Source organism: Flavobacterium azizsancarii (genome assembly GCF_027980145.1).
Taxonomy (GTDB): Bacteria; Bacteroidota; Bacteroidia; order Flavobacteriales; family Flavobacteriaceae; genus Flavobacterium; species Flavobacterium azizsancarii.
The window spans coordinates 185,206-198,793 of record NZ_JAMZNK010000004.1 but is presented as its reverse complement, the minus strand read 5'-3'; the positions used below and the strand labels follow the sequence as shown (position 1 = coordinate 198,793).

General features: G+C 33.6%; 13 protein-coding genes. 7 read left to right on the top strand and 6 right to left on the bottom strand.

All coding sequences use genetic code 11. The features are described 5' to 3' along the window. Window positions 1–23: 23 nt before the first annotated feature. Entirely contained in the window at window positions 24–1,583 is a 1,560-nt protein-coding gene (locus tag NJT12_RS04270) for an NAD(P)/FAD-dependent oxidoreductase (protein ID WP_271334665.1), read from the bottom strand. A 287-nt stretch (window positions 1,584–1,870) separates the two neighbouring features. Between NJT12_RS04270 and NJT12_RS04265 the strand changes: the two genes are divergently transcribed. Then, complete coding sequence (locus NJT12_RS04265; RefSeq protein ID WP_271334664.1) at window positions 1,871–2,110, top strand: hypothetical protein; 240 nt, start codon at window positions 1,871–1,873, stop codon at window positions 2,108–2,110. A gap of 102 nt (window positions 2,111–2,212) precedes the next feature. Here NJT12_RS04265 and recQ read toward each other — a convergent pair whose 3' ends face one another. Next, the gene (recQ, locus tag NJT12_RS04260) at window positions 2,213–4,408 is read right to left on the bottom strand and encodes a DNA helicase RecQ (RefSeq protein WP_271334663.1); all 2,196 of its coding nucleotides are present in this window, start codon (window positions 4,406–4,408) and stop codon (window positions 2,213–2,215) included. An 86-nt stretch (window positions 4,409–4,494) separates the two neighbouring features. On the opposite strand from recQ, the gene NJT12_RS04255 reads away from it, so the two are divergent. From NJT12_RS04255 to NJT12_RS04235, 5 genes are all read left to right on the top strand, one after another. Continuing rightward, entirely contained in the window at window positions 4,495–5,460 is a 966-nt protein-coding gene (locus tag NJT12_RS04255) for a KpsF/GutQ family sugar-phosphate isomerase (RefSeq protein ID WP_271334662.1), read from the top strand. Further along, on the top strand, window positions 5,460–6,275 hold the full coding sequence (gene tatC, locus NJT12_RS04250; RefSeq protein ID WP_271334661.1) for a twin-arginine translocase subunit TatC: 816 nt from the start codon (window positions 5,460–5,462) through the stop codon (window positions 6,273–6,275). The genes NJT12_RS04255 and tatC overlap by 1 nt, the downstream gene beginning before the upstream one ends. Continuing rightward, entirely contained in the window at window positions 6,268–6,621 is a 354-nt protein-coding gene (locus NJT12_RS04245) for a carboxymuconolactone decarboxylase family protein (protein ID WP_271334660.1), read from the top strand. The genes tatC and NJT12_RS04245 overlap by 8 nt, the downstream gene beginning before the upstream one ends. A gap of 87 nt (window positions 6,622–6,708) precedes the next feature. After that, window positions 6,709–7,449, top strand: a complete 741-nt coding sequence (lptB, locus tag NJT12_RS04240) for an LPS export ABC transporter ATP-binding protein (RefSeq protein WP_271334659.1) — start codon at window positions 6,709–6,711, stop codon at window positions 7,447–7,449. 71 nt (window positions 7,450–7,520) lie between these two features. Continuing rightward, entirely contained in the window at window positions 7,521–7,742 is a 222-nt protein-coding gene (locus NJT12_RS04235) for a DUF5808 domain-containing protein (RefSeq protein WP_072960800.1), read from the top strand. A 62-nt stretch (window positions 7,743–7,804) separates the two neighbouring features. On the opposite strand, the gene NJT12_RS04230 is transcribed toward NJT12_RS04235, so the two are convergent. Together NJT12_RS04230 and NJT12_RS04225 are read right to left on the bottom strand one after the other, a co-directional pair. Beyond that, window positions 7,805–8,656, bottom strand: coding sequence for a glycoside hydrolase family 25 protein (locus tag NJT12_RS04230; protein WP_271334658.1), 852 nt, complete (start codon window positions 8,654–8,656; stop codon window positions 7,805–7,807). Window positions 8,657–8,660: 4 nt separating this feature from the next. Then, a complete protein-coding gene (locus tag NJT12_RS04225) occupies window positions 8,661–9,383 on the bottom strand; it encodes a CDP-alcohol phosphatidyltransferase family protein (protein ID WP_271334657.1) in 723 nt (240 codons plus the stop codon). 292 nt (window positions 9,384–9,675) lie between these two features. Here NJT12_RS04225 and NJT12_RS04220 point away from each other — a divergent pair, with 292 nt between their 5' ends. Then, window positions 9,676–10,812 carry a lipoprotein N-acyltransferase Lnb domain-containing protein gene (locus NJT12_RS04220; protein ID WP_271334656.1) on the top strand — a complete coding sequence of 379 codons (1,137 nt, stop codon included), beginning with the start codon at window positions 9,676–9,678 and terminating at the stop codon, window positions 10,810–10,812. A gap of 297 nt (window positions 10,813–11,109) precedes the next feature. Here the strand turns inward: NJT12_RS04220 and NJT12_RS04215 are convergent, their stop codons facing one another. Continuing rightward, window positions 11,110–11,994, bottom strand: coding sequence for a hypothetical protein (locus tag NJT12_RS04215; protein ID WP_271334655.1), 885 nt, complete (start codon window positions 11,992–11,994; stop codon window positions 11,110–11,112). Further along, window positions 11,994–13,427, bottom strand: coding sequence for an MBOAT family O-acyltransferase (locus NJT12_RS04210; protein WP_271334654.1), 1,434 nt, complete (start codon window positions 13,425–13,427; stop codon window positions 11,994–11,996). The genes NJT12_RS04215 and NJT12_RS04210 overlap by 1 nt, the downstream gene beginning before the upstream one ends. Window positions 13,428–13,588: the final 161 nt, after the last annotated feature.

Here is a 13,588-nt window from a genome sequence, read left to right as displayed (position 1 = left end):
TTTTTACCACAAAAAAAGGCTAACTATTTCAAAGTTTCTGCAATCATTAGCGCACATTTTTCACCATCTATTGCCGCAGATATAATTCCGCCAGCATATCCTGCTCCTTCTCCACACGGATACAATCCTTTTATTTGCAAATGCTCATAAGTTATTGGATCTCTGGGAATACGAACCGGTGATGAAGTTCTGCTTTCCGGTGCATGCAAAATTGCTTCATTAGTCAAATAACCACGCATGGATTTTCCGAATTCCTTAAATCCTTCACGCAGAATCTGTGATAAAAACCCAGGAAAAACCTGTCCCATTTCTACCGAAGTCGTTCCCGGAACGTAAGATGTTTTAGGAATATCTGCCGAAACTTTGTTTTGGGTAAAATCGATCATTCGTTGTGCAGGAACTTTTTGAGTCTCTCCAGCCAAATGCCACGCTTTTTGTTCGATACTTTTTTGGAATTCCATTCCGGCCAAAGCACCAAATTTTTCAAAAGGTTTAAAATCTTCTAATTTCAACTCGATTACAATTCCTGAATTTGCCGTAACCTGATCACGCTTCGATGGAGACCAGCCGTTTGTCACTACTTCTCCAGGACTTGTCGCGCAAGGTGCAATTACACCGCCTGGACACATACAGAACGAATACATTCCGCGACCGTTTACTTGTTTTACGATAGAATATGGTGCGGGTGGTAAATGTTCTCCGCGGTAATCACAACTGTATTGAATACTATCGATTAATTCCTGTGAGTGTTCTGCGCGAACTCCCAAAGCAAAAGGTTTGGCTTCGATAAAAATTTTCTTCTTATCTAATAATTCAAAAATATCTCGCGCCGAATGTCCGGTTGCCAAGATCAGTTTATTAGACAAAATCTTATCTCCGTTTTGAGTTACAATTCCCTCAACTTCGTTATTTTTAACTAAGATATCCGTCACTCGGGTGTCAAATAAAACCTGACCTCCAAATTCGATTATTTTATTTCGAATATCTTCTATGATTTTTGGCAATTTATTAGTCCCGATATGTGGATGCGCTTCTACCAAAATATCTTCAGAAGCTCCAAAAGCAACTAAAAGTTCCAGGATTCTGGTTACATCTCCACGTTTTTTAGAACGCGTATATAATTTACCATCTGAATAAGTTCCTGCTCCGCCTTCACCAAAACAATAATTAGAATCTTCGTTAACCAGATGATCTACATTTATTGCTTTTAGGTCACGTCTACGCCCACGAACATCTTTCCCACGTTCGATAACGATTGGTTTTAAACCTAATTCTATTAATTGCAAAGCAGCAAAAAGTCCGGCCGGACCAGCCCCAACAACAATTACTTCCTGAGCCGAAGAAACGTCCTTATATATAGGTAGCTCTATTTTAGTTTCCTGAAAGGGTTCGCCTTGCAGATAAATGATTACTTTCATATTGATTTTTATCGCTTTTTGGCGCGCATCAATTGATCGTTTTAAAATAGTGATATGTTGAATTTCCTTAGGAGAAACTTTTATTTGTTTAGACAAATAGTCTTTTAGCAACAATTCGTTTGCAGCTATTTCCGGAGTTACCTGAAGTAAAAGTTCTCTTGGCATTTTGTTTTATTTATTCAATTAGCTTTTCTATTTATGAAAAGAATATACAAAAATAGTATTTTGAACTGACTTTATATAATTAACCGCAAAGTGCGCAAAGATTTTTTAAAGGTATGGTTTTATAAAAACACAAAGTTCGTAAAGCTTTATGTTGATCTAGCTTTGCGAAATTCGTGTCTTAAACACCACCTTAAAAAAAAAAATTGCGCTTAATTCTACAATAAGTTATTAATCCTGTTAAGAAAGACTTTGTACCTTTGTACTCTCAACCTTTGTACCTTAAAAAAATGTCTAGAAAAATAAAATTGATTTGGGATTTTCGTGGTCTGGCTTCGGCAAAAACAGCTGAGCATCATGAAATTCATTTAAAAGAATATATCGCCATAGAAAAGCTTCCTTTAAATATTACAGGATTTAAAATCATAAACGACATGCACGCCACAGCATTTATGGTTGTAACCGATGAAAATATGATTCCGGTAAGAGATGCTTTGAAACCGCATCGAGGGGAAATATTTGAAGAGTAAGTCAGTCGCAGTTTTCAGTCTCAGTAAAAACTATTTTTATTTCAGTCTCAGTTTTCATTCTCAGCAAAAACTGAAAACTAAAAACTGAGACTGTAAACTTTTTTAATTCGCTACTTCACTGATAAATTTAATACGCATCAAACGCAATTCATCAATATCATAATCGCCATCAAATTCTTTAAGGGCGTCTTCGATTTTATCCGATTCTGATTCCATGAAATAATCATGAATTTCTTCCTGCTGATCTTCATCAAGCATATCATCGACCCAATATTTGATATTCAGTTTTGTTCCGGCGTAGACAATTTGCTCCATCTCTTTTATTAAAGCATCCATCGAAAGTCCTTTTGCAGATGCAATATCACTTAATGGTAATTTTCTGTCTATATTCTGGATGATGTATAATTTATTTACTGAATTAACTCCGGTAGATTTCACCACCAGATCATCAGGACGAGTAATATCATTATCCTCCACATAACGGTTTATCAAAGTAATAAACTCATTACCGTATTTCTTGGCTTTTCCTTCTCCAACACCATGAATATTATATAGCTCGGTTAAAGTAATTGGATATTTTAAAGCCATATCTTCAAGAGAAGGATCCTGAAAAACAACAAAAGGAGGAACTCCCAATTTTTTGGCGACTTTTTTACGTAATTCACGCAACATTCCCATTAAAACTTCATCAGCAGTTCCTGATGATTTTGATGCTGTTACGATTGCTTCATCTTCGGATTCATTGTATTCATGATCTTCAGACATCATAAATGAAACTGGTTTTTTGATAAAGTTCAAACCTTCTTTAGTGATTTTCACCACACCATAAGTCTCAATATCTTTAGACAGATAACCCGCAACAAGAACTTGTCTCAATAATGCCATCCAATATTTCTCGTCATGATCTGAACCTGATCCAAAAAAGGATTGTGTATCTGTTTTATGCGCTTTAATTACGGCATTAACTCTACCTATTAAAGTAAAGACAATTTCTTTTGATTTGTAAATATGCTTGGTATCGCGAACAATTTCAAGCAATTTAACCGCCTGATCTTTCGCCTCGACTTTAGTTTTAGGATTACGAACGTTGTCATCCATATCTGCACCTTCACCGGTTTCGCTATCAAATTCTTCTCCAAAATAATGCAATAAGAATTTCCTGCGCGACATTGAGGTTTCAGCATAAGCAACAACTTCCTGCAATAAAGCAAAACCAATTTCTTGTTCCGCAACTGGTTTTCCGGACATGAATTTTTCCAGCTTTTCTACATCTTTATAAGAGTAATATGCCAGACAATGCCCTTCTCCTCCATCACGTCCCGCGCGACCGGTTTCCTGATAATAACTTTCGAGTGATTTTGGAATATCATGATGAATTACAAAACGAACATCGGGTTTGTCAATTCCCATACCGAAAGCGATTGTTGCCACAACCACATCTACGTCTTCCATCAAAAACATATCCTGATGTTTGGCTCGGGTTTTAGCATCTAAACCTGCATGGTAAGGAACGGCACTGATTCCGTTCACTTGTAAAACTTCGGCAATCGCCTCTACTTTTTTACGGCTTAAGCAGTAAATAATTCCGGATTTGCCTTTATGCTGTTTGATAAATCGAATAATATCCGATTCTATATTTTTAGTTTTTGTACGAACTTCGTAGTATAAATTTGGTCTGTTGAATGATGCTTTAAAAGTATTTGCATCAGACATATCCAGGTTTTTAAGAATATCTTCCTGCACTTTTGGGGTTGCAGTTGCAGTAAGTCCAATAATAGGTACCTGTCCTAATTGTTTGATAATGTTTTTAAGGTTTCGGTACTCCGGCCTGAAATCATGACCCCATTCTGAAATACAATGCGCCTCATCAATAGCGACAAACGAAATAGGCACACTTTGCAAAAAAGCCACATACTCTTCCTTAGTCAAAGATTCAGGTGCCACATACAAGAGCTTGGTCAAACCAGAAGTAATATCTTTTTTCACCTGGGCAATTTCTGTTTTAGTAAGGGAGGAATTTAGCACATGCGCAATTCCGTTTTCTGAAGAAAGGCTTCTAATAGCATCAACCTGATTTTTCATCAAAGCAATCAAAGGCGAAACAACGATAGCTGTTCCGTCCTGAATTAAAGCGGGTAATTGATAACAAAGAGACTTTCCTCCGCCAGTAGGCATAATTACAAAAGTATTCGTTTGACTTAAAATACTTGTAATGACTTGCTCCTGCAAGCCCTTAAATTGGCTAAAGCCGAAATACTTCTTTAATTCCTTGTGTATTTCAATTTCGTTTGAATTCATTCTTTATATTAATGGTATTTTGTATAAATTTGCAACACATAAAGATACAACTTTCTTTTATACACACAAATTTAAAATATCCTGTTTTGATCACAAAAGAAAATATATTGGCTATTGCCAAGAAAACCATACTCTCTGAAAGTGAAGCGATTATAAAGTTAATTGATTTTTTGGACGAAAATTTTTACGAAGCGACTCAACGCATTTACGAAACTAAAGGTCGGCTGATCGTTACAGGCATCGGAAAAAGCGCCATTATCGCTCAAAAAATGGTAGCTACTTTTAACTCTACCGGAACACCATCTATGTTTCTACATGCTTCAGAAGCCATTCATGGCGACCTAGGAATGATACAAAACGAAGATATCATTATATGTATTTCAAAAAGTGGGAATAGTCCTGAAATAAAAGCTTTGGTTCCCTTATTAACACGCTTTGGAAACACATTAATTGCAATAACAGGAAACATAACTTCATTTCTGGCAAAAGGTTCCAACTATGTTTTAAACACAACAGTTGAAACCGAAGCCTGCCCTATAAATCTGGCACCAACAAACAGCACAACGGCTCAACTTGTTATGGGCGATGCTCTTGCAGTTTGTTTGATGGAAATAAGGAATTTTAAACCTGAAGATTTTGCGGTTTATCATCCGGGCGGAGCTTTAGGAAAAAAATTATTGCTTCGCGTAAAAGACATGATTGAACATTCGTTAAAACCAATGGTTACTCCCGATACGTCAGTTAAAAAAGTTATTTTTGAGATCTCTGAAAAACGACTTGGCGTAACAGCGGTAATCGAAGATGATAAAATAATTGGAATTATTACCGATGGAGACATCCGAAGAATGCTAAATGACGTAGATACTATTGCTTACTTAACTGCAAGAGATATTATGTCAAAAAATCCTAAATTAGTATCTTCGGAGACTATGGCGGTTGACGCCTTAAATATTTTAGAAGATTTTTCGATTACGCAACTGATTGTTGCAGATAATGGTGAGTACAAAGGAGTATTACATTTACATGACATTTTAAAAGAAGGAATCGTATAATGGCAAAAAAGAACCTTGGCGAGATGTCGTTTTTAGACCATCTTGAAGAATTAAGATGGTTATTAGTAAGAAGCACAATTGCAATATGCATCATGGCATTTTTTACTTATTTTATCAGTGACTATTTATTTGATCAAATCATTTTAGGGCCAATACGCCCTACATTTTTTACCTATGTATGGTTTTGCGACTTATCCCATTCATTGGGCTTTGCCGACAGTATTTGTATCACTGAACTGAATTTTATCATTCAGAATACAGAAATGGAAGGACAGGTAAATATCTTTGTCTGGATGTGTCTTCTAGCAGGTTTTATCTTAAGTTTTCCTTACATTTTATGGGAACTTTGGAAATTTATCAGCCCTGCTCTATACGAGAAAGAGAGAAAAAATGCTAAATTTTTCATATTCACTTCTTCCTTGCTTTTCTTTCTAGGAGTACTGTTTGGATATTATGTTGTAATACCGATGTCAGTAAATTTCGTAGCTACTTTCTCTGTAAGTGATGTTGTAAAAAATCAATTTACGCTTGAATCGTATATGGGAATGGTAAAAACAAGTATTCTGGCGAGTGGATTGTTTTTTGAATTACCAATCATTATTTACTTTCTTACCAAATTAGGCCTGGTTACACCTGCCTTCTTAAGAAAATACTGGAAATATGCTGTAGTAATTATTTTAATTGTTGCCGCTATTGTAACTCCTCCGGATGTAGTAAGTCAAACTATTGTAGCAATACCAATGCTGATTATTTACGAGATAAGCATACTGATTTCGAAGATGGTCTATAAAAATAAAATGAAAGAAAATGTCTGATATCATACAGGAATTTAACGATTATCGTTCTAAAATGAACGAAAAATTATTAGCTGACAATAACAAAATTGTAAAGCGAATTTTTAATCTTGATACTAATGCTTACGCTCCCGGAGCTCTTGATGTAAAAACAAAAGAACTTCTAGGATTAGTAGCATCGGCAGTTTTACGCTGTGATGATTGCGTAAAATACCACCTGGAAACAAGCCATAAAGAAGGCGTTACCAAAGAAGAAATGATGGAAGCAATGGGAATCGCAACTCTTGTTGGAGGAACTATTGTAGTACCTCATTTACGTAGAGCTTATGAATTCTGGGAAGCACTGGAAGAAGCTGGAACTAAATAATTGTTAATACATTTATTTGTTGAATCGTTTATTCGTTAATTTGTGACGAATAAACGATTCAAACGTTTAAAGAATTAAACCAAGAAAATGAAATTAAGAGCTGATAATTTAATCAAAACCTACAAAGGCCGTAGTGTTGTAAAAGGAATATCTGTTGAGGTTAATCAAGGAGAAATTGTTGGACTTTTGGGACCAAATGGTGCCGGAAAGACAACTTCTTTTTACATGATCGTAGGATTGGTTAAACCAAATTCAGGAAACATCTACCTGGACGATCTGGATATTACCGACTATCCGATGTACAAACGTGCCCAACAAGGAATTGGATACTTAGCTCAGGAAGCTTCGGTCTTTAGAAAACTAAGCATCGAAGACAATATCCTTAGCGTTCTGCAATTGACAAAACTTTCTAAAGAAGAGCAAATCTCAAAAATGGAAAGCTTAATTGAAGAGTTCAGCTTAGAACATATTCGTACTAACAGAGGAGATTTACTTTCAGGAGGAGAACGTCGTCGTACTGAAATTGCACGTGCTTTAGCAACAGATCCTAAATTTATTTTATTAGATGAACCTTTTGCAGGAGTTGACCCTGTTGCAGTTGAGGACATTCAGAGAATTGTCGCACAATTGAAAAATAAAAACATTGGAATCTTAATTACGGATCACAACGTTCAGGAAACCTTAGCTATTACAGACAAAACATACTTAATGTTTGAAGGAGGAATTCTGAAAGCAGGAATTCCGGAGGAATTGGTTGAAGATGAAATGGTTCGCCGTGTATATCTTGGACAAAACTTTGAACTTCGTAAAAAGAAACTTGAATTCTAAATCAGCATACAGTCGCAGTTTTTAGTTTACAGTTTTCTGAAATTGAAAATAGTGACTGAAAATCACAAAAAATGATACCACAAAAACCAACTCAGCAAGATTACAACAATTGGCATAATGACCCGAACAACTGGCATTTGGGAATGTTTTATCACAACAAACAAGATAAAAGAATGTTTGTTCCCAAGAAATTGAAATGGGCTGGCTTCACTATTAATTTTGCAAATCAGAAAGCGATCCTCATTACAATTGCATTTCTTTTTTTCCTATATACGCTTACTCAGCTTAAATAAAAAAGTTTTCAGTCTCAGTTTACGGTCTCAGTGAAAACTGCAAACTGAGACTGAATACTAAATTAATCCACTGTTATGAATTGCAATTGTTGCAAATCACCGTTATAAATATTCACATCTACACGATGTTTAATTCCCGGCAATGATCCTTTTTCTGTAAATTGCCAAAAAAGCCAATCGTCTTCGATTTTTTCTCTATAAAAATTGTAGTTGGCTATCCAAAATAAATATTGTCCAAATTCTTCTTTCAAAAAATCATCATAGTAACGTTCGCCCGTATAAATTATCGGACGTACCTGATAATGCGTTTCCACTTTATTCAACCAACGTTTTAAGCCTTTTTTCAAACTATCTAAAGATTGATTCTTAGGCAATCTTTCGATATCTAAAACAGGAGGCAAATCACCCTTTTGCAATTTTACAGTTTTAATAAAAAGATTTGCCTGCTCAATAGAATTTTCATTTGGTCGGTAATAATGATATGCCCCACGCATAATTTTATGTTCTTTTGCTCCCTCCCAATTTCTTTTAAACTGCCTGTCAACTTTATCATTTCCTGCAGTCGCTCTGATAAATACAAATTTCACAGGATATTTCTCTTCCAGAACCTCCACTTCATCCCATTGCACTTTTCCCTGAAATTCAGATACATCAATCCCTATTACTTTGCCTTTATGATTTTCGAGAACCTGAATATTACGAACATCTGAAAGATGTTTATCAACCGCATCTTCATCTAAAACTTTATCTGATTTAAAGCCCAAATAATACGCCAGTCCATCACGATAATGATAAACCGCAGCTAAAAACAGCAATACAAAAAAAGAATAAATAATGAAACGAATTACTCTGCATAAAATCGATTTCTGAGGTTTTCGAGAATATGGAGTTCGTCTTGTCGTTTTTCTTGCCATTAAATTAAGACTGCTTTTTCAAAAATATATTATTCACAACTGATAACAACACGTAAAAAATGATGATTAACGGAATTGCAAGATATTGAAGTGTAATTACTAACAGTAATGAAACCAGCAAAAATAAGATTTGAAGAACATTATCTTTTACCGTAAATTTTTTGATTTTTAAAGCAAACAAAGGAATTTCGGCATTCAGGATATAAGCACTACATACTGTTATACCTAATAAAACCCAACGATTACTTAAAATTTCGAATATGATTAAAGAATCTGAAAACTTTAAAACCAAAGGGAGGCTCAAAATAAACAAAGCATTTGCAGGAGTTGGTAAACCAATAAAAGAATCGGTCTGACGCGTATCAATATTAAAATTTGCCAGTCTATAGCAAGAACCCAAAGTTACAATAAATCCTAAAAGAGGGATAAAAACAGATCCAATTACTTCATGTGGGTTAGCGCTTTTCAGAAACATAGTATACATAATATAACCTGGTACAACCCCACTGGTAACCATATCTGCCAAAGAATCTAATTGCAAACCAAGTGGACTGGAAACTTTAAACAATCTGGCAAAAAAACCATCAAAAAAATCAAAAAAGATTCCTAAACAAACCATGTAAAAAGCCATCAGGTAATCAGCTTGTGAAACAAAAACAATGGCAACACAACCACAAAACAAATTGATTAATGTGATTAAATTAGGAATGTGCTTTTTAATATTCATGATTTATAGTTTTGAAAATTGAAACAACAAATTTCGCATAATTATATGAACAATTCATACTATTCTCTAAAATAATCATACTAAAATAATACTGCCTTTATTACTTGATTTGATTAAAACCTTTTTTATATTTTAGAGTTTTTTATTTGAAATTTCAACTTTCACAATATTTGTTGAAAGGAATAACTTTGCTGAGTAAAATATTATATTTTTGATAAAAATTAAAATAAAAACAGCTTTAAGTATCTTTAGCTAAAAATTACAAAACCATAACCTCTTAAAATTTTAAATCATGAAAAATGTCATTTTCAAAAAAACAGTTTTTAGTTTACTATTATTACTAGGTTTTATTGGTTTTAGCCAAAATTTACCTTTATCGAAAGAAGCAAAAATAAATGTCCTCACTTGCGGGCTAGGCAACGAAACCTATTCGTACTTTGGCCACACTGCCATACGCGTCGCAGATCCCGGAAATAACATTGATGTTGTATACAATTATGGCGCTTTTGATTTTTCGACACCTAACTTCGTCGCGAAATTTGCAAAAGGTGATTTACAATATTTTGTAGTTGTTCATTCTTTCTCTGATTTCATAAACGATTACACAGCTGAAAAAAGAAGCATTTTTGAACAAGAACTTCTTATTTCTCAAGATTCAAAGCAAAAGCTTTTCGACAATCTAAACACCACTTTAGCCTCTGAAGACCGCTATTATACTTATAAATTTATTGATAAAAACTGCACTTCAATGGTAGTAGACATTATCAATAAATCATTAGATGGAGAAGTAATTACAAAAAAAGGCGACACAGATAAAACATACCGTTCGATTTTATTCCCTTATTTCAATGGACACTTTTACGATCAATTGGGAACAAGTATTATTTTTGGAACTAAGGTAGATCAATTAGGCACTAGAATTTTTTTACCGTTTGAATTAAAGAATAGCTTAGAAAAAACTACTTATCAAAATCACCCTTTAGTTTCGAAAACTCAAACTTTACTAAGTTTCAAAAAAGAAACTCCACGTTCATGGTGGAACAACATTTACACGTACTTAATTATACTAGGTTTTGTAGTTTTGGTTCACAACAAAATAGTAGACAAAATCTATCTTTTGATTTTATCTCTTATCGGAATATTTTTTGTTACAGTTGGATTTTATTCATTACACCAGGAACTGGCGATGAATTATAATGTTCTTTTATTTAGTCCATTATTACTAATTTTGATTTTCTTTTCTGCTATAAAAAATAAAAGATGGACATATCGTTTTGCAGTTTTACATCTGCTGTTTTTACTATTTTACACCATTTTCCTGATCAACAAAGCACATTTTCTGATTGTTTTACCAATGATCATTACAAGTGGATTTGTTTTAGTAAGAGTAGCGATTCGAAACAAAAAACGTATTCCGATAATTATCTAAACCCTTTATGGCTTTGGCAGAATAAACTTTTAAAATCACCAATTGTGTGTAATCGCTTTAACACATAGAAACATAGCTTTTTTTGTAGCTAAAAATGAGGCGTTTCACTTGTTTAAAATACACAAAGCATACTATGTGAAAGAAATATATTTCTTTTTTCGCATTCTTTTTTTACACGCAAAACCTATATTTATATGTGTCTAATTAAGCATTTATTATTATAGTACTCTAAACTTCCTATCAGCTTAATACAACTAACAAACACGGATTAATACTGATTTTCTAAAATTAAAAAGTTTACTTCTTTCCAAAAAAATCAGACAATATTCGTCCTGTAAAAATTCTCGCTCCGGTATCATTCATATGTCCGCAAGAAGAAAAATATTTATCTTCCTGAACAACATTTTCATAATTGTGAATTTCCGGATATGCTTTTTTTACTTTATCAAAATAATTCATTCCTTTTACATTCTCACACATCGGTGTCATTACTGCTATAAAATTAATATTATTCGCTTTGCAGATATTTTTAATTTCTTCGTAATATTTATTCTTCGGCAGCGGATTAAGATTAACTATATTATTCTTCATATTTCCGTTCTTATGCTTCACCAGGGGATAATATCCTAAATTGTCTAAAGCATTTGTCGACTCGCCTTTTATTATCTTATAAACCTCTCTAAAACCTATTTTAGAATCGTATTTTATATATCTGTAGAAAGGCAGATAATACAATTCATTAAAGTTATCCTGATCTGAGAAATGCTTTTCGATAACTTTTGAATTATGAATGTACGGTAAAAATTTTGCAGCAATTCCGTCTGATTCCTTATCATTAGAAAGGTTCAAATCAGCCTCAAGAATAACATTCTTAATTTCATATTTTTTTTCGATCATTAGCTTGAGCATTAATGATGCTTCAAACAGATGTCCACCGCTCATTCCGTAATTAAATGTTTTTAGTCCTTTGTCTTCGAACATTTGCGAGACGAAATGATTATTTGCACGGGACGAACCCAAGATCACTACATCCAACTTTTTTGCTTTAGAATTCAAGACCGTTTCAATTTTTCCTCTGTTTTTAGAATGCAAAAAAACATAGGTATAAAGACCGTCCAATACAACAGCTATCAAAAGCGTGATGATTATGATTCGAAGCGCATAAAATAAAAACTGTTTCATTAAAACTGAAAATATATAAATTCTTTATAATCTGAATAAGTTCCAAGAGCTATAATCGCTGTTATTGCCAAAGCTACTTTTAGCATACTTCTTTTACCTGAAAGAGGCTCAACCTTGGTTCTATTATTCCACTCGACTAAAACAAACAGACCAATTACAAACAACAATTCATAACTGTAATGCTCATTATCCAAATATTGAAAACTAAAATCCCGATTCACAATCATACGTTTTAAAAACAAAACAGCATCCGTAATGGTTCTAGCTCTAAAAAACACCCAGGCGATACAAGTTATAGAGAAAGTAATCAGAATATTAACGATCACTTTTATCGAATCAAAATTCCAGGAAACCTTAAATACGTCAATATTATTCCGATTACTATTTGATAACAGTAACGGTAAAAAATAAATTGCGTTTATGAATCCCCAGGCCAAATAGGTCCAATTGGCACCATGCCAAAATCCGCTTACTATAAAGATGATAAACGTGTTTCGAATTTTCATCCAGATCCCTCCTTTACTTCCACCTAAAGGGATATATAAGTAATCGCGGAACCAGGACGAAAGCGAAATGTGCCAACGTCGCCAAAACTCAGCAATATCTCTCGAAAAATAGGGGTAATTGAAATTACGCAATAAGTCTAAACCAAACAATTTTGATACTCCCAAAGCGATATCTGAATATCCTGAAAAATCGCCATAAATCTGAAAAGCAAAATATACCGCTCCAAGAATTAATGAAAACGAATTCATAGAAGTATAGTTGTCAAAAATAGCATTAGCATAAGTAGCACATGTATCAGCAATTACCACTTTCTTAACCAATCCCCAGATAATTTGATAAACCCCTTCTTTAGCAGTTTGAAAATTAAATACTCTTTTTACTTTTACCTGAGGCAACAAATGTGTTGCTCTTTCTATTGGTCCGGCAACCAAAAGAGGAAAATAGCTCACAAATAAGGAATAATCTACAAAGTTATATTCGGCTTTTATACGCTTTAAATAAATATCAATGACATAAGATAATCCATGAAACGTATAAAACGAAATTCCGACAGGAAGAATTACATTTAATAATATTGGACTTGCTTGTATTCCAACCGAGTTTAATAATTCTGAAAAAGATGCCGCAAAAAAATTGTAGTATTTAAAAACTCCAAGAAAACCTAAATTGGTTAATACACTCAGCCAAAACCAAAACTTTCTGCTTATGTCTGACTTTCCTTTTTCAATCTGTATTCCGGTATAATAATCCAGAAAAGTCGAAAAGAGCAATAAGAACAAAAATCGCCAATCCCAACAAGAATAGAAGTAGTAGCTGGCAACAATTAACAGAGCATTTTGAGTGCTTTTTGTTTTATTAAAAACAAACCAATACAGAAAGAATACGATTGGCAAAAAAACAGCAAATGCTAAAGAATTAAAAAACATATTTTACTTTAAAAAATGGAATTTGAAGCTGCAAAGAAAAGAATAATTCTTTACAAATAATTCTTTTATCGCAATCTGGGTAGCTTTATTTATTTGTCTCATTTACAGAGACACTAATTTAAAAACTATACTACCAAACCTCTTTAAGATTTAATATAAAA